Raw genomic sequence first — 21,146 nt, forward strand, 5'->3', positions numbered from 1 at the left:
AGATTGCGTCAACACCTCTGCCCGACGCCACCGCGCGGCGCAAGACTTCTTCTCATGACTCTTCTCGACATGCTTCCGTCTCTCGGTGCCGCTTATGTTGCGCGGTGCGACCCAGCGCTGTGGCCCGCCGATACGCACTGTGTGTGCGGCCGCGTCACGGTCGACGGCATTGCGCTGGAGGATCTGGCCGACGCGCAGGGCACTCCGGTGCAGTACGGGCGGGTTCTGGTGACCCGGGTGCGTTCGGTCATCGCCGGCGAGGTGGGCGTCGACGCGGAGTTCGGTGACCTGCTGCAGGCCGTGGTGGTCAACCGGCATTCTGTGGGGCCGGTCGTCAAGGTCGATGTGCACAGCCCGGGACGCAGCTGTGTCGCTCCGGTGGAGCTGCCCGGGGACCTGCGTGCGGGTGATGTGCTGGCGCTCGTAACCTCGCAGGTGCACGGCGGAGCCTGCGGTCGTTCCGCAGGCTCCACTCCGGTCTCGTAGCAGGGGTCGAGTTCCACTCACACAACCCCGAGAGTGCGGTAGCGGCCGAGTCTCGCACTGGTCCGAGCGGCGGCGTCGACTGTCGACAGCGCGTGTAATTCTCCGGCGATGGCATCGGCGATACGCACCGAGAAGGCAGCGGGCTCGTCGGCCGCATCGGGGAGTTCGGGAACGATGGCGTCGACGATGCCGTCACGCAGCAGATCGACCGATCGGATGCCCTGCGCCTCGGCCATCTGCGCGGCGTGAGCGGTGTCTCGGTGCACGATGGCACTGGCCCCCTCGGGTGGAAGTGGTGCGAGCCAGGCATTCTGGGCGCACAGCACCCGATCGGCCGGCAGCAGCGCGAGTGCCCCGCCGCCGGTGCCCTGACCGAGCAGGACCGAGACCGTCGGGGTATCCACCGTGACCAGATCGGCGATCGAGCGTGCGATCTCGGGTGCCAAGCCACCTTCCTCGGCTTCCTTGGACAGTGCTGCACCGAACGTGTCGATCACCAGCACCAGCGGTAACCGCAATTCCTCGGCCAGCCGCATGCCGCGTCGGGCTTCGCGCAGCGCCGCCGGGCCCATTGTCGCGGTGGCGGTGCTGCTGCTGCGGTCGTTGCCGAACAGCACACAGGAGACACCGTGAATACGGCAAAGGGACAACAGAATCGAGGTATCTGCCTCGCCTTGACCTGTACCGCTGAGTGGAACCTGTTCGGTGGCAGCATGTTCGATGAGTTGCCGGATGCCCGGTCGGTCGGTGCGTCGAGACGACAGAACCGAATGCCACGCAGTCCGCTCCGGTAGGACGGGCTGATAATCGTCGGCGAGATCCGGCCACACGGGGGCGTCGAGGATCACGCGCAGCGCTCGGGTGAGCAGGTTTCGCAACTGATCGACGGGTACCACGCCGTCGAGGACGCCATGTTGGTACAGGTTCTCGGCGGTCTGCACGCCATCGGGAAAAGGCTTGTCGTACAACGCCTGATAGACGCGTGGGCCGAGGAATCCGATGAGCGCTCCGGGTTCGGCGAGGGTGACGTGGGCCAACGATCCCCAGGACGCGAACACGCCGCCGGTCGTCGGATTGCGGAGATACACCAGATAGGGCAGGTGCATTGCTTTGTGGGCAGTGACGGCGGAGGCAATCTTGACCATCTGCACGAAGGCGAGTGTGCCCTCCTGCATTCGCGTTCCGCCGGAGGTAGGCGAGGCGATCAGCGGCAACCCTTCGGCGGTCGCGCGTTCGACGGCGGAGGTGATGCGCTCGGCCGCCGCGACACCGATGGAGCCGGCGAGAAAGCTGAACTCGCAGGCGATCAACACAACTCGTCGGCCGTCGATGGTGCCCTCGCCTGTCACCACCGACTCGTCGACTCCACTTTTCTCACGAGCCTTGGCCAGGTCCTTGCGATAGGACTCGCCAGGATGGACGTCCACCGGCGTGGAGTCCCACGACACGAACGATCCGCCGTCGAGAACGGAATCGAGAATCTCGGCGGCGGATGTCCGTGGGCTCATGGAAGAACCCTAGCGAGCAAACGCTTCCTTCCACGAGACGGTCTTGCCGATCCGAAGAATGGAACGTTGGTAGATCTTCGCTGCGCCCATCGCCAGGATCGCGGTGGTGATGATCATCAGGACTGCGGTGCCGATGATCTGCACCGGTGAGGCGACTCCCGCGGCGATGCGTAGCGGCATCATGATGGCGGAAAACGGCGGGATCCAGCTCAGTGTGTTGCTCAACGTGCTCTCGGGATCGCCGATGGACGCGAACGCCGCGTAGAACATCGCCAGGATCAGGATCAGCAGCGGCATGGTCGTCGAGTTCACGTCTTCCTGTCGCGAGACCATCGAACCTCCTGCCGCGTAGAGCACCGCGAAGAAGGCGAAGCCCAAGATGAACCACGCCATCGTTGCTGCGAAGACGCTCAACGCGGCACCGGTGACCGTGAGGACGCCCGTGCCCAATCCTGCTCCGACACCTGCTATTCCGTACAAGGCAAGCTGCAAGATGCCGACCGCTCCGATGCCGAGGATCTTCCCCCACAGCAATTGCAGGGGACGTACGGTGGACAGCAGCAGTTCGACGACACGCGAGGACTTCTCCTCGACGACGCCCATCGCCACGTACATGCCGAATCCGATGATCTGGGCGTACAGGAGGAACACGGAGGCTGCAGCCAACGCAATGCGCTGCCCTGCCTCGGGGTCGGGCGGATCGATCGCGTCGACGGTGACCGTCGCGGCACCCGTCGTCGCCGCGAGCTCGTTCTGGTCGACGCCCTGTTGTGCCAGTGCGGTATTCGTGGCCTGTGTCGTCACACTGCCCTCGACGACGGCGCGCAGTGTCCCGGTGAGATCGGATTCGGTGACGGCGGTGTATGCGCCTGCGGTGCCGTCCGGAACCAGTGCCACATCGAGATCCCCGGATTCGACGCCGCTGCGCGCGGCTGCTGCGTCGGCGATCTCACGAACCTCCACCGGAGAACCGACGGCGTCGCCGGTGGCTACCATGACGGCCGCGATGGACTGATCGCCCGCGACGCCGACGACGTCGCGCTCCTCGTCACCGCTGCCGGAGAAGATCGAGAACGCGATGATGCCGCCGACGATGACGGCCAGAATGATCACGTTGCTGATGATGAAGCTCTTCTTCATCACCTGAACGGTGAACTCGCGCTTGGCTATCAGGGATACTGCGCTCAAAGAATTCAGTTGGGAGCTCATGCCACTACCGCCTCTCGGAACAGATCGCTCAGGGAAGGTTTCTGGATGGAGAATTCGTGTACCGGTCCGGTCGCCAGGGCGGCCCGCAGGATCTCTTGGTCGTCGGCCCCGGCTTCCAAGCCCAGGACCGTGACTCCGTCGCTGTGGCCGAGGGTGCTCACTCCGGCGATGCCCGACGCCCATCCTGGGGCCGCGTTCGGTGCGTGGACGTGGAGGTGCGAATCTCCCGATCCACGAAGTTCGTCGACGGTTCCGACGGCTTTCATCGAGCCGGCGGCGATGATGCCGACGCGGTCGCACAGGCGTTGCACCAGATCGAGTTGGTGGCTCGAGAAGACCACCGGCACTCCGGCAGCGGCCTTTTCGCGGAGGACCTCGCTCATCACGTCGACGGCTATCGGGTCGAGACCGGAGAACGGTTCGTCCAGCACCAGAACGGCGGGGTCGTGCACCAGTGCTGCTGCCAACTGCACGCGCTGCTGGTTGCCCAGGCTGAGTGCGTCGACGGTGTCGTTCACTCGCTCGTCGATACCGAGGCGTTCGGTCCAGCGGATCACCGCGGCCTTGGCATCTTTGGACGACAGGCCGTGCAATTCGGCCATGTAGGCCAACTGCGGGCCGACCTTCATCTTCGGGTAGAGGCCACGCTCCTCGGGCATGTAGCCGATGGTGCGTCGGACATCGAGGTTGACGGGCTTGCCGCCCAACAGAACCTGGCCGGAATCTGCGGACAGTACGCCCAGTGCGATGCGCATCGTGGTGGTCTTGCCTGCGCCGTTACTACCGACGAAGCCGAAGAGCTCGCCCGGCCTTACGTCGAAGCTGAGGTTGTCGAGGGCGATCTTGTCGCCGTATCTCTTGGAAACGGAGTCGATCGTGAGGGTGCTCATGGTGCCCTTTCGGTCGTTACTGCTGGTCGAAATCTTCGGGTTCGGGGTCAGGGGGTGATCCAGGCGAGAATGATTGCTGGAGTCGATATTCCGGTCATCAGCGCGGCGAGGGTCCAACCGCCACCGGCGTATGCGAGTCGAGGGAGATCGGGGAAGGTCGTGGACAGGACGATCAGCGCGAAGGCCGCGGCCATGACGAGACCCTGCGTGACGGTGAGGCCAATGGATCGAGCTTCGTTGCGCTGCTGCACTTCCCATTCGTCCAGTGCGCCGACGGGCGCGTCACTGTGGCGGCTCGAGACCGTTTGCAGAGCGGTCCAGATCGGGATGAAGATAATTGCGGCGGGAATCCAGACAATCGCGGCCCACGAGAAGAACAGCGTAGAGATGCTGATTACGAGGAACGTCAGGTCGGCGACGATCACGGCTACGGCGAGAATCCGGCGTCGTCGCTGCGTGCGCCACTTCGTAAGCCAATGTCTGGTGTTGGCATCGTTCTCCAGGAATCGTCTGGTGCGATAGGCCTGGTAGCGGGTGAGTATGTCTGGTTGCGGAGTCATGACGTCAGCCGTCCTCGGGGTCGGGGTCGGGGGTGGTCCATGCGAGAAGCATTGCGGGGGTAGCTCCTCCAGCGCTCAACGCGGTCAGCATCAGTGCGCCGCCGGAGATTCCGAGATTTGTTGCCCCGAAGATCGACCCGAGAAACAGGTACGCAGCGGCTGCGGTGCCCAAGACCTGAGTAACCGTCAGGCCGATGGATCGGGCCTCGCTGCGAAGCTGCACTTCGAGCTCGTCGAGCGCGTCCACCGGTGCTTCGGCGCGCCGATTGGACACGATGCCGAGGACTATCGTCGCGAACGCGAACACGATGTAGCAGATTCCCCAGAATCCGATGGCCCAGTCGAATGCCGGTTCCAAGAGTGCGAATCCCGCAGATGCTGCGAGCAGTAACAGGAGGAGCACCACGAAGCCTCGGCGTCGTTTCTGGACTCGCAGTCCCGGTAGCCAGTTGGCATAGGTCTTTTCGTTCTCCAGGAATACTCTCGTCCGGGCTTCCTGATATCTGCTGAAGATGCTGGTGCTGGTCTTCATCGATCCTTCTCCCTTCGGAAGAGTTCGGCCGAGAGTGGTCCGAGTTCTTCTCGTGAGAACACTGCTTCGATCGGCAGATCGAAGACGTCGCAGATGCGCATCGCGAGATCGAGGCTCGGGTAGTGGTCGCCTCGTTCGAGGGCACCCACTGTCTGGGGATTCACTTCGACGAGTTCGGCCAGTTGCGCGCGGCTCATCTTTCGTTCTGCCCGCAGAACGCCCACCCTGTTGAAGATCGGGAGCGCGGTACCGCGCTTGATGGGGCTCATGACAATGAAGTGTTGTATAAACCCAACGATCTGTCAACGGTTGATAACAGATTGCTTCAGGTCGTCTACATTTCCTGTTGCTCTCGGGCATCGGTGACGATGGAGCGCATCGTCGTCAGGAACTCGTCGATCGTCGCGCGCTGATCGGGTGTGAAACGGGCCAGCTCCGTCACTGCTCGGCCGATGACCGGACCGAAGAACGTGGTACCGAGTTCGGACGCATGAGAGGTGACGCGCAGCAGTACGCGTCTGCGATCGGAGGGGTCAGGTTCGCGTCGGACCAAGTCGCGCTTGGTCATTCGATCGATCAGGGCTGTGATCGACGCAGATTCCAGTCCCAGCTGTCCGCCGAGCCAGCCGGGCGTGGCGCGCGCTCCGGCTCGGTCCGCATCCAGCAGGCAGATCAGCGCTCGGATATCCGTCGGGTGGAGCGTATGTCTCTGCGCGAACTCCGCACCCAGCAGGTCGAGGTCGACGGTCAGCGCGCGGAGTTGATGGACGGCAGAGGCGGGCTCGGTCATGTGCTGATCCCTCGGGAGATGCTGGACGTGAAGTCCTTCTATTGTCTACTATCTCGATCATCGAGAGAATAGAGGGACCAGTGACGCTCGACGGATTTTTCGCCGCCTACGACCGAGTGCTGCGTAAGTGGCCCGCAGATACCCACGCCATCGAGGTGAACGCCGCGCACGGCACGACGCGAGTCAATGCCTGCGGACCCGTCGACGGTCCACCGATGGTGCTGCTGCCGGGCGCGGGAGCAACCTCCACGGTCTGGTTCGCCAATGTCGGGGCACTATCGAAGCACTACCGGGTGTACGCGGTGGACTTGATGGGAGACGTCGGACGGAGCGAGCCGAAGGGACGGTCCATCGACTCCGTGGACGAGCTGCTGAACTGGGTGTCGGCGGTGCTGGACGAGCTCGAGCTGCCCGCTGTGGCACTCTGCGGCCACTCGTACGGTGCGATGATCGCTCTGGCTTACGCCCTGCGAAGCCAAGGCCGCGTCGATGCGCTCACGCTGCTCGATCCCAATTCGTGCTTCGGCTCCATGAGTCCTCGGTACCTCCTGCACGCCCTGCCGATATTGCTGTCTCCCAATGAGAAACGGCAGCGCAGCTTCGTACGGTGGGAAACCGATGACGCGCAGCTGGATTCCGACTGGCTCGACGTCCTCGCCCTCGGTGCCGCATATGCCCCGACCACAAAAACCATCGTCCCGAAACGGCCGAAACCCGCTGCGTTCGAGAACTTCGGTGTGCCCACCACCGTGGTTCTTGCAGGGAAGGGCAAGGTGCACACCGCCGCCCGCATCGAAGCGGCTGTGCATGACGTGCTGCCGTCGGCGAGGACAGTAGTGCTCGAGGACGCCACGCACCACGGACTGCCGATGCATCCTGCCGCCGAGGTGAACGAAATTCTGCTGAGTTGACGTGAATCGTGTGCAGCCAACCGCGCTCAGCGCGGTCAGTTGCACCCGATTCGGTGCGACCTACCTCTCGCTCAGCCGTCCATCGTTCATCGTCCAGTGCCGAGTGCTGCGAACGGTGTCGAGCATTCTGCGGTCGTGCGTCACCAGCAACAGGGTTCCCTCGAAGTTCTCCATCGCACGTTCGAGTTGTTCGATGGCGGGCAGGTCCAGGTGGTTGGTGGGCTCGTCGAGCACCAGCAGATTCACTCCGCGGGCCTGCAGCAAAGCGAGTGCGGCTCTGGTGCGCTCACCGGGCGAGAGCGACGACGCCGGCCGTAGTGCGTCGTCGCCGCGCAGACCGAACTTGGCCAGCAGGGTGCGCACCTCGGCGTCGGGCCACTCGGGAACTGCGGCACTGAGGGCGTCGGACACCGTGCCCTCGCCGACGAAATGTGCGCGCGCCTGGTCGATTTCGCCGACAGCGACACCGGAGCCGAGCGAGGCCGTGCCCTCGTCCGGCTCCAACCGGCCCAGCAGTACCGACAGCAATGTCGTCTTGCCGGAGCCGTTGGGCCCCGTGATGAGGACTCGATCGCCCCACTCGATCTGCGTCGTCACCGGGCCGAACGTGAACCCGGATCGCCGCACAAGAGCACCGCTCAGAACCGAGACGACGGTTCCACTGCGGGGAGCTGCCGCGATCTCCATGCGCAGTTCCCACTCCTTGCGCGGTTCCTCGACCACCTCGAGTCGCTCGATCCGGCGTTGCGTCTGACGGGCTTTCGCGGCCTGCTTCTCGGTGGACTCGGCGCGGGTCTTGCGGGCGATCTTGTCGTTGTCGGTGGCCTTTCGGCGCGCATTGCGGACACCTGATTCCATCCAGTTCCGCTGCATCTGCGCCCGGGACTCCAAAGCGGACTTCGTGTCTGCGAACTCGTCGTACTTTTCCCTGGCATGCTGGCGCGCGATTTCCCGCTCCGCCAGATACGACTGGTAGCTGCCGTCGTAGACGTCGATGCGACGCTGAGCCCGATCGAGCTCGACGACGCCCGTTACCGTCCGCGCCAGGAACTCTCGATCGTGACTGACGACGACGATCGCGGCCCGCGTCGCGACGACGAACTGCTCGAGTTGCTCGAGTCCCGCCAGATCGAGATCGTTGGTGGGCTCGTCGAGCAGCAGGATGTCGTAGCGGGCAAGCAGAATCGCAGCGAGACCGGCGCGGGCTGCCTGCCCACCGGACAGCGCCGTCATGAGCGCAGACCCATCGACATCCAGACCGAGATCCGCAAGCACCTTCGCAGTGCGTTCCGCCAGATCCGCCCCTCCGAGGGCCAACCACCGCTCGAGCGCAGGGGTGTACAGGTCTTCGTCGCTGCTACCCAGGGCCTCCGCGGCCGAGTTCATCGCAGATTCTGCCTCGGTGACCCCGGTGCGCCGCCCGAGAAATTCCAGCACCGTCTCCCCAGCGATACGTTCCGGCTCCTGCGCCAAGTAGCCGACGGTCGCGTCGGGCGGGCTGGTGTAGATGTCACCCTCGTGATCGGCCGTGCCCACCCCCGCGAGCAGCGTCAACAGCGTCGACTTGCCCGCCCCGTTCGCACCGACCAGTCCGATCACGTCCCCCTCGGTCACCGTCAGATCGAGGCCGGAGAACAGGGTTCGATCGCCGTGAAAAGCGGCAAGGTCATCGATACGAAGCGTTGCGGTCACACCGAACAGTATGATGCGGGAACAACACCACCCCACTCACCGTTGGCATTCGTATGACGTATTCAGCGGAGACCAGCACTGTCCCGACCATCGTGCTCAACGACGGCACGTCCATTCCCCAGCTCGGGTTCGGCGTGTGGCAGGTCCCTGACGACGGTGCCCAGGCCGCAGTGACCGAGGCGCTGAAGGTCGGTTACCGCAGCATCGACACCGCCAAGGTGTACGAGAACGAGGCCGGCACCGGCAAGGCGATCGCGGAGTCCGGCATCGCCCGCGACGAGCTGTTCATCACCACCAAGTTGTGGAACGACGATCAGGGCTACGACTCCACCCTGCAGGCATTCGACGCCAGCATGGATCGCCTCGGGCTCGAGTACCTCGACCTCTACCTCATCCACTGGCAGCAGCTCGATCGCGACAAGTACATCGATACGTTCAAGGCATTTCAGAAGCTCAAGGCCGACGGCCGAATCGGTTCCATCGGTGTCTCCAACTTCACCATCCCCACCCTCGAGAAGCTGATCGATGCGGTCGGCGAGACGCCGTCGGTCAACCAGATCGAGCTGCATCCGCGCCTGATCCAGGAAGAACTGCGCGCGTTCCACACCTCGAAGGGGATTGCCACCGAGGCCTGGAGCCCGCTCGGCTCGGGCACCATTCTCGACGAGCCGGTGTTCGCGAAGATCGGTGACGCACACGGAGTCACCCCGGCCCAAGTCATTCTGCGGTGGCACATCCAGCTCGGCAACGTCGTGATCCCCAAGTCGGTCACCCCCGAGCGGATCGCCAGCAACTTCGACGTGTTCGGCTTCGAGCTGAGCAACGACGAGCTTCAGCAGATCAGTGCGTTGGATTCCGCCGACGGTCGCACCGGCCCGGACCCGGACAAGTTCAGCAGCTGACCTGTCAGGTGCAGGCACGTCGGGGGCCTAGTCTGTACCCATGTCGGAACCGCTCGTAGGCAAGACCGTTGCCCTCACCGCCGAGCGGCGTGCAGACGAATTGGCCACCATGCTCGAACGCCGCGGCGCGAACATCGTTCACGCCGCGGCGATTCACGTTCTGCCCCTCGTCGACGATTCCGAATTGAAGTCTGCCACCGAGGGCATCGTCGAACGTCCACCACAGATCGTCGTCATCAGCACCGGCATCGGTTTCCGGGGCTGGCTCGACGCGGCCGCCGACTGGGGTATGCGCGAGAACCTTCTGACCGCCTTGGGACACACCCGCATCATCGCCCGAGGCCCCAAGGCGCGTGGGGCAATTCGCGGTGCAGGTCTTCGAGAAGAGTGGTCGCCGGCCACCGAGGCCTCTCAGGAAGTAGCCGATCACCTTGCCGCCGAGGGTGTTTCCGGAGTGGACATCGCAGTTCAGCTGCACGGCGTCATCACCGAATGGGAACCGACGATTCATCTGAGCGATGCGTTGAGCGAACTCGGCGCGCAGGTCCGGCCGATCCCGGTGTACCGGTGGATTCGGCCCGAGGATCAGACCCCGCTCATCGATCTGCTGACCAGCATCGTGGAGCATCGAGTGGATGCGGTGACGTTCACCAGCGCCCCTGCCGCCGCGTCCCTGCTCTCCACGGCCAAGGACAACGGCCTGCTCGACGCCTTTCTCGACGCGCTGCGAGGCCCCGTCGCCGCGATCTGTGTCGGACCGGTGACGTCCGCCCCTCTCGACGCATTGGACGTGCCGACATCGATGCCGAGCCGAGCGCGATTGGGCGCGCTGGCGAAGTTCGTGACCGAGCAGCTCGGTTAATCCAGAGTCTCGAGCAGTTCCGTCACCGCCGCACGCCCGGCCCGGTTCGCCCCGATCGTGCTCGCCGACGGCCCGTAGCCCAGCAGATGGACGCGATGATTCGCGGCCACTCGGGTGGCGAGCCGCCCGTCCATGACGATTCCTCCGCCGTGCTCACGTAGGCGCAACGGGGCGAGGTGATCGAGGGCGCTCCGAAATCCCGTGGCCCACAGTATGACGTCGGCGTGCTGGCTCGAACCGTCCTCCCACACCACCGAATCGGCGGTGATTCTGGAGAACATCGGCTTACGTTCGAGCGCACCGCGCTCGCGTGCGGCGGCCAACGACGGCGTGAGCAACAGGCCGGTCACCGATACGACCGACCCGGGTGGCAGGCCCGCCCGTACGCGTTCTTCGACCATCGCGACGGCCCTGCGGCCGGCATCGTGATCGAATTCTCCGTCTCGAAACACCGGAGGTCGACGCGTCACCCACGTGGTGGTCGTCACCTGCGATATCTCGTCGAGTAGCTGAACGGCTGAGATCCCGCCACCGACCACCACGACGTGCTTGCCGGCGAACTCGTCGGCCGTCCGGTAGTCCTTGGTGTGCAGTTGCCTGCCCGCAAAGGTCTCGGCTCCGTCGTAGTGCGGGAAGAACGGCTTCTCCCACGTCCCGGTGGCATTGATCAACCCCTCGGCCATGACGACCGTCTCGCCGGCCTCCACCCGGAAGCGGGAGTCGCGATCGCACACGACGGTCACCGCGACGGGGCGTCGAACACGCAGTTCGAAGCGTTCCTCGTACTCGCGGTAGTAGCGGGGGACGGCGACGGCGGCCGGAACGGTCTCGGCGGGTTCGTCGTCCAGCGTGTCGGCGAATGTCATCCCGGGCAGGTCGTGGACCCCGTTGACGGTGCTCAGCGTCAGGGAAGGCCAGCGGAACTGCCAGGCGCCACCGGGGCCGGGAGCGCTGTCCAGCATCACAAAACCTTCGCCTGCGACGAGGCCGGCTCGATGTAGGTGGTACCCGGCCGAGAGACCGGCCTGGCCCGCGCCGATGACGGCAACTCGAGTATCGATCACGGCTACCAGTAGATCAGCCACCCAGTAGGTAAAACCGATACCGGTCGGTAACCTCTGCTCTCGTGATCGGACTCTCTCGTGACGGCGACGTCGTCACCCTCGAACTTCAGCGCCCGGAACGACGGAACGCGTTGAACTCCGAGTTGTGCCTGGCGGTGCAGCGTGGAATCGAACAAGCCGAACGCGACGGCGCGCGGGTCGTCGTCATCACCGGCGAGGGAACCGTGTTCTGCGCGGGCGCCGATCTGACCGGTGACGCATTTCCCGAGCATTTCGGGCAGACGCTCGAGGACATGCTGTTTGCCGTCGAGTCTGCGTCCATTCCGGTGGTGGCGGCGATCAACGGCCCGGCCGTGGGGGCGGGCACGCAGCTCGCCATCGCCTGCGACCTGCGGGTTGTCGCGTCCGATGCATTCTTCGAGATTCCGTCCACCCGTCTCGGCTTGGCGGTGAGCAACTGGACCATCAAGCGTTTGGCTGCTCTCGCAGGCGGAGGAGTTGCGCGCACGATTCTGCTGGGAGGGGAGCGGGTCTATCCCGAGCAGGCCTACACCTCTGGGCTGGCCAACAAGCTCGGCGATGTCGGTGCGGCGGATGAGTGGGCCCACTCGATCACCGCACTCGCGCCCTTGGCGCTGAAGCATCTCAAGCTTGTGTTCAACGACGATGGAGCACATGATGTTCCGACGCCGGAGCAGCATGCCGCGTTCGAGGCAGCGTGGAGCAGCGAAGACATGAAGGAAGCGCGGCGGGCACGTACCGAGAAGCGCGCACCGAAATTCGTGGGCAGATGATCACCGGAGCGCCCGACGCGGGCGATACCGCGTGGCTGCTGGCGAGCACCGCACTGGTGTTGCTGATGACGCCTGGCCTGGCCTTCTTCTACGGCGGTATGGTGCGCTCGAAGAGTGTGCTCAATATGATGATGATGAGCTTGTCGGCCATCGCCGTCGTCTGGCTGCTGTGGTTGGCGTTCGGATTCTCGATGGTGTTCGGCGACAACGTGATCGGTGGCTGGATCGGAAACCCGTTGCAGTATGCCGGTTTCGAAGGCTTGCTGGGCGGGGTGTACACCTCGGCCGCAGGCACAGTGTCGATTCCGTTGGTGGGAACTGTTCCGGCACTGGTGTTCGCGGCTTTCCAAGCGGGATTCGCCATGGTGACCGTGGCGCTGATCTCCGGAGCCGTCGCAGATCGAATGCGGTTCGTTCCATGGGTGCTGTTCGCGGCGCTGTGGTCCACGCTGGTGTACTTTCCGGTGGCGCACTGGGTGTTCTCGCTGGACGGTCTCACCAGTGAATTCGGTGGGTGGATCAGCAATCGGCTCGGGGCGATCGATTTCGCCGGCGGCACGGCGGTGGAGATCAACGCCGGCGTCGCCGGGCTGGTACTCGCGCTCGTGGTCGGCAAGCGGAGTGGGTGGCCGCGAGATCCCATGCGCCCGCACAACCTTCCTGCCGTCATGCTCGGAGCCGGATTGCTGTGGTTCGGCTGGTTCGGCTTCAACGCGGGATCGTCGTTGGCCGCGGACGGCGTCGCCGCAGTGGCGCTGGTGAACACGATGGGTGCCGGAGCCTTGTCCATGGCGGCGTGGCTGGTCGTCGAAAAGCTGCGCGACGGTCGTGCGACATCGTTCGGCGCGGCCTCGGGTGTGGTGGCCGGCTTGGTGGCGATCACGCCGTCGTGCACCGCAGTGACGCCCATCGGTGCCGCCGCGATCGGCATCGTCGCAGGCGCGCTGTGTGCCTTGGCGATCGGTCTCAAATACCGCTTCGGCTACGACGATTCGCTCGACGTCGTAGGCGTGCACCTGGTGGGCGGTGTCGTCGGCACGCTGATGATAGGACTGGTTGCCAGCGCACAGATGCCGGCCGGAGTGGACGGTCTGTTCTACGGCGGCGGTCTGCATCAGCTCGGGGTACAGGCGGTCGCGGTGGTTGCGGTGTTCGTCTACTGCGCGGTCGTCACCACCGGCATCGCGTTCGCGATCAGGGCAGTGATGGGCGTGCGCGCCGATGCGCAGCACGAAGCCGACGGCCTCGACGAGCACGAGCATGCCGAGTCCGCATACGACTTCGGGGTGGGCCACGGAGGCAGTGGCAAGCCTGGTCTTTTCGGTAAGTAGGGGTAGAGTTTACGAACCGCCTGGTACTTGAAAGCTGTTGTGTCCCTTTTGGGTTGATGTGCTCGATCGTTGTTCGGATCGGCCCCGTTCGTTCATCTCGGGTTCGCTCGGCACGCGTGTTCCACCCATAGTTTTTCGCTGCTCGGCATCGAGTGATGGACACGACGAAAGACTGAGGAACATGAAGCTGACTCGATTCGCGGCAACGTCCGCATTGGTCATTGCAGCGATGACGACCGCCATGGGCACCGCCTATGCGGACCCGGCACCGGCTCCCGCCGCTGCCGTCGGGTGGAACGTCACCCAGTCCGGCAACCAGGTCCTCGTCGATACCTCGGCAGGCACCCTGAGCAACGAAGACAACCAACTGGTCGTCCGGGACGCCAACGGCATACTCGTGGAATCGGTTCCGCTGGCCATCGCAGCCGACGGATTCTCGCACCCCGTCGCCGCTGTCATCGACGGAAACCACGCCACCCTGACCGCCGATGTCTCGCCCGCCGCGGCAACCCCGGTCTCCACCTCCCTCCCCGGCCTGCAGCAGGTCGACCTGCCCGCCGCAGTCGCAGGCGTCAAGGACAACCTCAGCCTCACTGCTTCTGTCGGCGGATTCCTCGGTGCTGCAACCGGGATCGTCGGCGGATGCATCCTGGGAATCATCACCGGAGTCGTCGTGACTGCCCCGGTCGCAACTCTCCTCGGAATGGGCCCCATCGGCGGGTGCGTCATCGGCGCAATCGCTCTCGGTTCCATCGGATCCCTCGCCGGTACCGCCGGCGGTGGCCTGGGTGCCGTCGCCGCCAACGCCGGACAGTTCATTCAGCTGCTCAACGCTCCCCCCGCCGTCAAGAAGTAGTCGCCGACGGTAGAACTGTGGCCCGCATCGGATCTCCGGTGCGGGCCACAGTCGTCGGGACGCCTAGCGGGCCAGCGCGAGATCTCCCACGTGTGCCCGTCGAGCTGTCGCCACGAGTTCGACGACCGCGTCGGCCACCTCGTGGGCTCGTTCCAGAATGACCATGTGTCCGGCGTGCTCGACGCGTACCAGCCGGGTCTGCGGCAGATGTGCGGCAAGGGTTTCGGAGTGGCGCATCGGAGTCATCAGGTCGTCCGACCCGCACAGAACGAGTGTCGGGATCGTGGCCAACGCCGCGAGGCCCGCGACCTCGTCGAGACCACGGAACGCTCCGAGGAATCCGGCCATCGTGACGATGGACGTCTCGCCGAGCATCGCCGTCGCCAGCGTCACCACTCGCGGACTGACTTTCCTGGATCCGCACCCGGCGGTTCGGACTATGGGCGCACAGACGCCCCGGCTGAGTTTCTTCACGCCCGACATCACGCGCGGGGCTCGACGGACCGCGGCCTGGAACGCCGATACGGCCGGGTGGGCGAGGCAGCTACCGAGGCCGTCGTCGGTGATTCCGCCCGCCGACGTCGCGATCAACGCGACGCCCACCAGGCGAGTGCCGATGGCGTCCGGATACAGACGGGCGTAGGACAGCGCCGTCATCCCGCCCATCGAATGGCCGACCAGAACGAACGGGCCCGACGGGACAACCGAGCGAACGACGTCTGCGAGATCCTCGCCGAGACGGTCGATGGTGCAGCTGTCCGGCGTGGCCACACCGGATTCACCGTGGCCGCGGTGGTCGTAAAGAACGATCCGCGTGTCCTCACCCCAGACGGCCTCGACGTGGGTTCGCAGGTCCGTCCACGACTGCATCCGCAGGCAGTGTCCGTGCACGAACACCACGGTCAGCGCCGCGTCCGGGTTTCCGAACTCGCGTACTGCGAGCGCGGTGCCGTCCCCGGTGGCGACCGTGCTGCGGCGACCGACCTGATGGTTCTGCTCGCTGGTGTTCATGGACGCTCCGCAGGCTGAGGGTCACGTGACGCGACGTGGATGTTGTCCGGTACGTCGTTCCAGCGACACGCCGTGTTACCTGAGTCACAAATTTCTCGATTGTGGTAGCGGATTCGACCAAGCCGATCGGCGATCTGCCTCGAAGTACTGGTGAGCGTTCAGGTGAGGGCGCGCGTTGCCAAGAAGGAGATCGGCCGTGAGCACTTCCATGGACACGCTCGAAGATGTCGTACCGCGGGCCGTCACAGGCGACCGTGCCGCACTCGAACGCGTACTGGTGTTGATCCAACCTCCCGTTCGCCGCTACTGCGCATCGCGCATCGGCAATCTGGACGTCGCGGCCGACGACGTGGTTCAGGACGTCTGTCTCGCGTTGGTCACCGCGATTCCCAAGTACCGCGATATGGGCAAGCCCTTCATGGCTTTCGTGTACGGAATCGCTTCCCACAAGTTGGCCGACGCCGGACGCAAATCGGTACTACGGCAGACGTACTCCATCGACGAGATGCCCGAGGAGCAGTCGTCTGATGCCGGGCCGGAACAACTCGCTCTCGGCGGCGAACTGCGCAGTCATGCACAGGCTCTGATGGACACCCTGCCGGCCAAGTACCGCAAGATCATCCTGATGCGCGTGGTGTGGGGTCTGACCGCACCGCAGACCGGCGAGGAACTCGGAATGACCGCAGGAGCCGTGCGAGTGGCCCAGCATCGGGCGATGAACATGCTCCGCGCCGAGCTGTCGAACTTCTCGCTGCTGGACACCCGCGCGGTCGCCTGACGACGTCCACAACGGACATTCGTGACCCCGATGTCCGATACGTCGGATTGAGTTACATCAGCTACATCACCGTAAGACACGTCGGCAACCTGGCAGTCCTACGTTACTGAGCCATGACCGCCGTACAGTCCGCGCCGAACGACACCGCGCTGAAAGAGACGCTCGAGGACTACACGCTGCGCTTCGCGCCGCGTAGCTACCGTAAGTGGGGAACCGGTGTTGTCGCGACGTCCGCGCTCGGCGGCATCGCCTATCTCGCGGACTTCGCCATCGGTGCCAACATCGGGATTTCGTACGGAACCGGCAACGCACTCTGGGGCATCCTGGTGTTCGCCGTTGTGATCTTCCTGACCGGGCTTCCGCTCGCCTACTATTCCGCCCGCTACAACATCGACCTCGACTTGATCACGCGGGGAAGCGGTTTCGGCTACTACGGATCGGTCGTCACCAACGTCATCTTCGCGACGTTCACGTTCATCTTCTTCGCGCTCGAAGGTTCGATCATGGCGCAGGGACTCGAATTGGGGCTGAGTATTCCGTTGCCCATCGGGTACGCGGTCTCGACGATCATGGTGATACCGCTGGTCATCTACGGCATGAAAGCTCTTGCCAAACTTCAGGTCTGGACCACGCCGCTGTGGCTCGTCCTGATGGTGCTGCCGTTCGTCTACCTGGTCGTCAGCAATCCCGACTCGGTGGGAGAGTTCTTCGCGTACGGCGGTCAGGACGGAGCCGACGGTAAGGGCGTCAACGTCGGATCCGCATTGCTTGCCGCGGGCGTGTGTCTCTCGCTCATCGCGCAGATCGCCGAGCAGATCGACTACCTGCGCTTCATGCCGCCGAAGACTCCGGAAAATTCGCGGAAGTGGTGGACAGCAGTGCTTCTCGCCGGTCCAGGCTGGGTGATATTCGGGGCGCTCAAGCAGGTCGTCGGCCTCTTCCTCGCCGTGTATCTGATCGCCAATGTCGTCGACGGATCGACGATTGCCAACGAGCCGGTGCACCAGTTCCTGGAAATCTACGAGAACTTCATGCCGGGTTGGCTCGCGATGACCCTCGCGGTGATCCTGGTCGTCATCAGCCAGATCAAGATCAACGTGACCAACGCCTATTCCGGATCGCTGGCATGGACGAACTCTTACACCCGCCTCACCAAGACGTACCCCGGCCGCATGGTGTTCGTGCTGTTCAATCTCGCGATCGCGCTGATCCTGATGGAAGCCAACATGTTCGACTTCCTCAACAGCATCCTCGGGTTCTACGCCAACTGCGGTATCGCGTGGATCGCGGTGGTGGCCTCGGACATCGTGTTCAACAAGTACATCCTGAAGCTCTCGCCCAAGGTGCCCGAGTTTCGACGCGGCATGCTCTACAACATCAACCCGGTCGGCTTCGGATCGATGGCGGTGTCGGCGGTCCTGTCGATCCTCGTGTTCTTCGGGGCCTTCGGATCGGCAATCAAACCGTATTCGCCCATCGTGGCTCTCGTTCTCGCACTTGTGCTTCCGCCCATCCTGGCGGTGGCGACCAAGGGCAAGTACTACCTGCGCCGCACCGACGACGGCATCGATCTGCCGATGTTCGACGAGCACGGGAACCCGTCGGACGAGCTGGTGATGTGCCACGTCAGCGGCATGGAATTCGAGCGACCCGACATGATTGCGTCCAACGTGCCGGGACCCAACGGGGAGAAGCAGTACATCAGTTCGCTGTCACTGAGTACCGACAAGACGGGGGAGCACATTCTCCCTCCGCAGTAAGTGCGGCTGCGCCGCAGTGGTGTGGTTATGTGCCGCCTGGGGCACCTAACCACACCACTGCCGCAGGCACTCAGATCGTGCGGGTGAGGCGATCGGCGAGCAGCTTGGAGAACTTCGCCGGGTCCTTCAGTTCCGTTCCCTCGGCCAGAAGTGCCGTCGCGTAAAGCAGTTCGGCAGTCTCGGCGAGGTGCGGATCGTCGCTCCGATCCTCGCGGGCCTTCTTCAATCCCGTCACCAGATCGTGTGTCGGGTTGAGTTCGAGGATGCGCTTGGAAGTCGGCACGAACTGTCCCGACGCCTTGTACATCTTCTCGAGCTGCGGGGAGAAGCTGAATTCGTCGCCGACGACGCAGGCCGGTGACGTCGTCAGGCGCGTCGACAGACGTACCTCCTTCACGTCCTCACCGAGGGTCTCGGTCAGCCAGGTGAGCAGGTCCGCGAATTCCTTGTCCTGCTCCTCGCGCTTGGCCTCGGAGTCCTTTTTATCCTCTTCGGTGTCGAGGTCCACCTCGCCCTTGGCGATGGACTGGAACGACTTTCCGTCGAAGTCGGTGACGTTGCCGACCCATACCTCGTCGACCGAGTCGGTGAGCAGCAGCACTTCGAGGCCGCGAGCCTTGAAAGCCTCCATGTGCGGCGAGCTCTCGATCTGCTGACGCGATTCGCCCGTCATGTAGTAGATCTGCTGCTGGCCGTCCTTCATCCGGTCCACGTACTCGGCGAGCGTCGTCACGCCCTCGTCGGAGTTGGTGGACGCGAACGACGCTATGCTCAGCAGGGTTTCGCGGTTGTCGTTGTCGGAGATCAGGCCCTCCTTGAGGACCGTGCCGAACTGCGACCACAGCGTCTTGTACTTGTCGGGCTGCTCGCTCTGCAGTTCCTTGACGGTCGAGAGGACCTTCTTGGTCAGGCGTCTACGGATTGCGCGAATCTGCCGGTCCTGCTGCAGGATCTCGCGAGAGACGTTGAGCGAGAGGTCCGCTGCGTCCACGACACCCTTGACGAAGCGCAGGTACTCGGGCAGCAGTTCCTGCGAATCGTCCATGATGAACACGCGCTTGACGTACAGGTGGACGCCGGCCTTGCTCTCGCGCATGAAGAGGTCGAACGGTGCCTGCGACGGAATGAACAGTAGCGCTTGGTATTCGAACGTGCCCTCGGCCTTGAACGGGATAACCTCGAGCGGCTCGTCCCAGGCATGGCTGACGTGCTTGTAGAACTCCTTGTACTCGTCCTCGGACACCTCTTCCTTGGAGCGAGTCCACAGCGCTTTCTGCGAGTTGATCGTCTCGGTCTCGATGGTGACCGTGTCCTCGCCGCCCTCCTCTTCGCTCTTGACGCACTTCTCGACGTCGATGCGAATGGGCCAGGCGATGAAGTCGGAGTACTTCTTGACCAGTTCCTTGATCTTGCGCTCGGACGCGTAGTCGTGGAGGTGGTCTTCCTCGTCGGCGGGCTTGAGCGCCAACGTCACCGAGGAACCCTGCGGGGCGTCGTCGACGTCGGTGATCTCGTAGGTGCCCTCTCCGGTGGACTCCCACTTGGTCGCCGTGCTCTCCCCGGCCTTGCGGGTAAGCAGCGTGACCTTCTCGGCCACCATGAACGTGGAGTAGAAACCGATGCCGAACTGGCCGATCAGTTCCTCCGAGGCCGCAGCGTCCTTGGCTTCCTTGAGCTTCTTGCGGACCTCGGCGGTGCCCGACTTGGCGAGGGTGCCGATGAGGTCGATGACCTCCGAGCGCGACATGCCGATGCCGTTGTCGCGGATCGTGAGGGTGCGGGCGGCGGAGTCGATGTCGATCTCGATGTGCAGATCCGAGACGTCGACGTCCAGATCCTTGTTGCGGTACGACTCCAGGCGCAGCTTGTCCAGCGCGTCCGAGGAGTTCGAGATCAGTTCACGGAGAAAGCTGTCCTTGTTGGAGTAGATGGAGTGCACCATCAGATCCAGGAGCTGGCGCGTCTCCGCCTGGAATTCGAGCTGTTCGGTACTCAATGTCTCCCCTTCTAGCAGCAAAACCGACGCGAATATTCTACGGCAAGGTTACGGGTGAGCTGCGCAGACGCCGGCGCCGCCTACTGTGGTGGCCGTGACGAAGACGAAGTTCGTACTGGGAGCCGCTGCGGCACTGAGCGGGGCATGGTTGGCGCGTGCGCTGTGGGGTCTGCCGTCGGCCATCGGTGCCCGACGCGTGCACATCACCCCGTACGCCGCTGGGTCACCGCGCTATCGCGATCGCCGGTTCCACAATTCGGACCCGAGCTCGAGTTACGTGCCGGGTCGCGGCGACAAGGGTGAGAAGAACATGTTCGTCTCCCTGCTCACCGAGCGAGGAAAGGGTAGGCCGCAGCGGCCGATCCCGTTGGCCCCGCCCATCGCGCCCGTGGACGCGGGCGAGTTGGCAGTCACCTGGTACGGACATTCGAGTGTGCTCGTCGAGGTCGACGGCTATCGCGTCCTGGCCGATCCGGTGTGGAGCAACCGGGTGTCCCCGTCCTCGGTCGTCGGGCCCGCGCGGCTGCATCCGACGCCGGTCGAGCTGATCGACCTGCCGCGGGTCGACGCCATCGTGATCTCCCACGACCACTACGACCACCTCGACAAGGCGACGGTGCAGAAGCTGGCGAGCACGCAGTCTGCACCGTTCGTCGTGCCGCTGGGAATCGGCGCTCACCTGCGCAAGTGGCGGGTGCCCGAGGATCGCATCATCGAGCTGGACTGGGACGAGCAGACGAACATCGGCGGCCTCACCGTCACGTGTACCGAAGCGCGGCATTTCTCCGGCCGTGGTCTGACCCGGGACTCGACGCAGTGGGCGTCCTGGGCCTTCGCCGGCCCGGTGCGACGCGTCTTCTTCGGTGGCGACACCGGTTACACCCCGAAATTCGCCGAGATCGGCAGCAACTACGGGCCCTTCGATCTGACGCTGCTGCCGGTGGGGGCCTACGACGCGCGGTGGCCCGACATTCACATGAATCCGGAGGAAGCGGTCACGGCCCATGCCGATCTGACGGCGTCGGGCATCTTCGTTCCTATTCACTGGGCCACGTTCAACTTGGCCTTCCACCCCTGGTCCGAGCCGATCGTGCGGCTGCACGCCGCCGCCCAGGACGTCGGAGTGCAGGTGGCGGTGCCGATGCCGGGGCAGCGAATAGACGGCACGCGAACGCTGCACGACGATCGTTGGTGGGCTCGGCTGGGCTGACCGA

The 21,146-nt window shown here is 64.2% G+C and carries 21 protein-coding genes; 10 read left to right on the forward strand and 11 right to left on the reverse strand.

Annotated elements, in window-relative coordinates; translation table 11 throughout:
• Window positions 1–54 precede the first annotated feature (54 nt).
• Window positions 55–486: a hypothetical protein gene (locus ACIGGF_RS12655; protein ID WP_397521659.1), complete on the forward strand. Its 432-nt coding sequence runs from the start codon at window positions 55–57 to the stop codon at window positions 484–486.
• Window positions 487–503: 17 nt separating this feature from the next.
• On the opposite strand, the gene ACIGGF_RS12660 is transcribed toward ACIGGF_RS12655, so the two are convergent.
• From ACIGGF_RS12660 to ACIGGF_RS12690, 7 genes are all read right to left on the reverse strand, one after another.
• Complete coding sequence (locus ACIGGF_RS12660) at window positions 504–1,994, reverse strand: carboxyl transferase domain-containing protein (RefSeq protein WP_397521660.1); 1,491 nt, start codon at window positions 1,992–1,994, stop codon at window positions 504–506.
• Between the two features lie 9 nt (window positions 1,995–2,003).
• Complete coding sequence (locus tag ACIGGF_RS12665; RefSeq protein ID WP_397521661.1) at window positions 2,004–3,203, reverse strand: ABC transporter permease; 1,200 nt, start codon at window positions 3,201–3,203, stop codon at window positions 2,004–2,006.
• Complete coding sequence (locus tag ACIGGF_RS12670; RefSeq protein ID WP_397521662.1) at window positions 3,200–4,093, reverse strand: ABC transporter ATP-binding protein; 894 nt, start codon at window positions 4,091–4,093, stop codon at window positions 3,200–3,202. The genes ACIGGF_RS12665 and ACIGGF_RS12670 overlap by 4 nt, the downstream gene beginning before the upstream one ends.
• A 47-nt stretch (window positions 4,094–4,140) precedes the next feature.
• Window positions 4,141–4,653 carry a hypothetical protein gene (locus ACIGGF_RS12675; protein ID WP_397521663.1) on the reverse strand — a complete coding sequence of 171 codons (513 nt, stop codon included), beginning with the start codon at window positions 4,651–4,653 and terminating at the stop codon, window positions 4,141–4,143.
• Between the two features lie 4 nt (window positions 4,654–4,657).
• Window positions 4,658–5,185 (reverse strand): hypothetical protein, encoded by a 528-nt coding sequence (locus ACIGGF_RS12680; RefSeq protein WP_397521664.1) that lies wholly within the window; start codon window positions 5,183–5,185, stop codon window positions 4,658–4,660.
• The gene (locus tag ACIGGF_RS12685) at window positions 5,182–5,454 is read right to left on the reverse strand and encodes a helix-turn-helix transcriptional regulator (RefSeq protein ID WP_222092278.1); all 273 of its coding nucleotides are present in this window, start codon (window positions 5,452–5,454) and stop codon (window positions 5,182–5,184) included. The genes ACIGGF_RS12680 and ACIGGF_RS12685 overlap by 4 nt, the downstream gene beginning before the upstream one ends.
• Window positions 5,455–5,519: 65 nt before the next feature.
• A complete protein-coding gene (locus ACIGGF_RS12690) occupies window positions 5,520–5,975 on the reverse strand; it encodes a MarR family winged helix-turn-helix transcriptional regulator (RefSeq protein ID WP_397521665.1) in 456 nt (151 codons plus the stop codon).
• Between the two features lie 80 nt (window positions 5,976–6,055).
• On the opposite strand from ACIGGF_RS12690, the gene ACIGGF_RS12695 reads away from it, so the two are divergent.
• Window positions 6,056–6,886: an alpha/beta fold hydrolase gene (locus tag ACIGGF_RS12695; RefSeq protein ID WP_397521666.1), complete on the forward strand. Its 831-nt coding sequence runs from the start codon at window positions 6,056–6,058 to the stop codon at window positions 6,884–6,886.
• Window positions 6,887–6,946: 60 nt separating this feature from the next.
• Here the strand turns inward: ACIGGF_RS12695 and ACIGGF_RS12700 are convergent, their stop codons facing one another.
• Window positions 6,947–8,578 (reverse strand): ABC-F family ATP-binding cassette domain-containing protein, encoded by a 1,632-nt coding sequence (locus ACIGGF_RS12700; RefSeq protein ID WP_397521667.1) that lies wholly within the window; start codon window positions 8,576–8,578, stop codon window positions 6,947–6,949.
• Between the two features lie 53 nt (window positions 8,579–8,631).
• On the opposite strand from ACIGGF_RS12700, the gene ACIGGF_RS12705 reads away from it, so the two are divergent.
• Window positions 8,632–9,480, forward strand: a complete 849-nt coding sequence (locus tag ACIGGF_RS12705) for an aldo/keto reductase (RefSeq protein ID WP_397521668.1) — start codon at window positions 8,632–8,634, stop codon at window positions 9,478–9,480.
• 40 nt (window positions 9,481–9,520) lie between these two features.
• On the forward strand, window positions 9,521–10,342 hold the full coding sequence (locus ACIGGF_RS12710; protein WP_397521669.1) for a uroporphyrinogen-III synthase: 822 nt from the start codon (window positions 9,521–9,523) through the stop codon (window positions 10,340–10,342).
• Here ACIGGF_RS12710 and ACIGGF_RS12715 read toward each other — a convergent pair.
• Window positions 10,339–11,406 carry an NAD(P)-binding domain-containing protein gene (locus tag ACIGGF_RS12715; RefSeq protein ID WP_397521670.1) on the reverse strand — a complete coding sequence of 356 codons (1,068 nt, stop codon included), beginning with the start codon at window positions 11,404–11,406 and terminating at the stop codon, window positions 10,339–10,341. The two genes, ACIGGF_RS12710 and ACIGGF_RS12715, sit on opposite strands and share 4 nt — an antisense overlap.
• 62 nt (window positions 11,407–11,468) lie before the next feature.
• On the opposite strand from ACIGGF_RS12715, the gene ACIGGF_RS12720 reads away from it, so the two are divergent.
• The 3 genes from ACIGGF_RS12720 (at window position 11,469) to ACIGGF_RS12730 (ending at window position 14,387) form a co-directional block, all read left to right on the forward strand.
• Window positions 11,469–12,200, forward strand: coding sequence for an enoyl-CoA hydratase (locus ACIGGF_RS12720; protein ID WP_397521671.1), 732 nt, complete (start codon window positions 11,469–11,471; stop codon window positions 12,198–12,200).
• Complete coding sequence (locus tag ACIGGF_RS12725; RefSeq protein WP_397521672.1) at window positions 12,197–13,531, forward strand: ammonium transporter; 1,335 nt, start codon at window positions 12,197–12,199, stop codon at window positions 13,529–13,531. Before ACIGGF_RS12720 ends, ACIGGF_RS12725 begins: the two co-directional genes overlap by 4 nt.
• Before the next feature lie 181 nt (window positions 13,532–13,712).
• Window positions 13,713–14,387: a hypothetical protein gene (locus ACIGGF_RS12730; protein ID WP_397521673.1), complete on the forward strand. Its 675-nt coding sequence runs from the start codon at window positions 13,713–13,715 to the stop codon at window positions 14,385–14,387.
• 63 nt (window positions 14,388–14,450) lie between these two features.
• Here the strand turns inward: ACIGGF_RS12730 and ACIGGF_RS12735 are convergent, their stop codons facing one another.
• Complete coding sequence (locus ACIGGF_RS12735; RefSeq protein ID WP_397521674.1) at window positions 14,451–15,398, reverse strand: alpha/beta fold hydrolase; 948 nt, start codon at window positions 15,396–15,398, stop codon at window positions 14,451–14,453.
• A gap of 196 nt (window positions 15,399–15,594) precedes the next feature.
• On the opposite strand from ACIGGF_RS12735, the gene shbA reads away from it, so the two are divergent.
• A complete protein-coding gene (gene shbA, locus ACIGGF_RS12740; protein ID WP_397521675.1) occupies window positions 15,595–16,176 on the forward strand; it encodes an RNA polymerase sigma factor ShbA in 582 nt (193 codons plus the stop codon).
• 113 nt (window positions 16,177–16,289) lie between these two features.
• Complete coding sequence (locus ACIGGF_RS12745) at window positions 16,290–17,936, forward strand: purine-cytosine permease family protein (protein WP_397521676.1); 1,647 nt, start codon at window positions 16,290–16,292, stop codon at window positions 17,934–17,936.
• A gap of 70 nt (window positions 17,937–18,006) precedes the next feature.
• Here ACIGGF_RS12745 and htpG read toward each other — a convergent pair whose 3' ends face one another.
• On the reverse strand, window positions 18,007–19,932 hold the full coding sequence (htpG, locus tag ACIGGF_RS12750; RefSeq protein WP_397521677.1) for a molecular chaperone HtpG: 1,926 nt from the start codon (window positions 19,930–19,932) through the stop codon (window positions 18,007–18,009).
• Window positions 19,933–20,026: 94 nt separating this feature from the next.
• Here htpG and ACIGGF_RS12755 point away from each other — a divergent pair, with 94 nt between their 5' ends.
• On the forward strand, window positions 20,027–21,142 hold the full coding sequence (locus ACIGGF_RS12755) for an MBL fold metallo-hydrolase (protein ID WP_397521678.1): 1,116 nt from the start codon (window positions 20,027–20,029) through the stop codon (window positions 21,140–21,142).
• Window positions 21,143–21,146 lie beyond the last annotated feature (4 nt).

The organism is Rhodococcus sp. NPDC078407, assembly GCF_044542515.1.
In the GTDB taxonomy this organism is placed as follows: domain Bacteria; phylum Actinomycetota; class Actinomycetes; order Mycobacteriales; family Mycobacteriaceae; genus Rhodococcoides.

Coding starts and splice junctions, on each gene's coding strand:
- ACIGGF_RS12655 (WP_397521659.1), top strand. CDS start 55: ATGACTCTTCTCGACATGCTTCCGTCTCTCGGTGCCGCTTATGTTGCG.
- ACIGGF_RS12660 (WP_397521660.1), bottom strand. CDS start 1,994: ATGAGCCCACGGACATCCGCCGCCGAGATTCTCGATTCCGTTCTCGAC.
- ACIGGF_RS12665 (WP_397521661.1), bottom strand. CDS start 3,203: ATGAGCTCCCAACTGAATTCTTTGAGCGCAGTATCCCTGATAGCCAAG.
- ACIGGF_RS12670 (WP_397521662.1), bottom strand. CDS start 4,093: ATGAGCACCCTCACGATCGACTCCGTTTCCAAGAGATACGGCGACAAG.
- ACIGGF_RS12675 (WP_397521663.1), bottom strand. CDS start 4,653: ATGACTCCGCAACCAGACATACTCACCCGCTACCAGGCCTATCGCACC.
- ACIGGF_RS12680 (WP_397521664.1), bottom strand. CDS start 5,185: ATGAAGACCAGCACCAGCATCTTCAGCAGATATCAGGAAGCCCGGACG.
- ACIGGF_RS12685 (WP_222092278.1), bottom strand. CDS start 5,454: ATGAGCCCCATCAAGCGCGGTACCGCGCTCCCGATCTTCAACAGGGTG.
- ACIGGF_RS12690 (WP_397521665.1), bottom strand. CDS start 5,975: ATGACCGAGCCCGCCTCTGCCGTCCATCAACTCCGCGCGCTGACCGTC.
- ACIGGF_RS12705 (WP_397521668.1), top strand. CDS start 8,632: ATGACGTATTCAGCGGAGACCAGCACTGTCCCGACCATCGTGCTCAAC.
- ACIGGF_RS12710 (WP_397521669.1), top strand. CDS start 9,521: ATGTCGGAACCGCTCGTAGGCAAGACCGTTGCCCTCACCGCCGAGCGG.
- ACIGGF_RS12725 (WP_397521672.1), top strand. CDS start 12,197: ATGATCACCGGAGCGCCCGACGCGGGCGATACCGCGTGGCTGCTGGCG.
- ACIGGF_RS12730 (WP_397521673.1), top strand. CDS start 13,713: ATGAAGCTGACTCGATTCGCGGCAACGTCCGCATTGGTCATTGCAGCG.
- ACIGGF_RS12735 (WP_397521674.1), bottom strand. CDS start 15,398: ATGAACACCAGCGAGCAGAACCATCAGGTCGGTCGCCGCAGCACGGTC.
- ACIGGF_RS12745 (WP_397521676.1), top strand. CDS start 16,290: ATGACCGCCGTACAGTCCGCGCCGAACGACACCGCGCTGAAAGAGACG.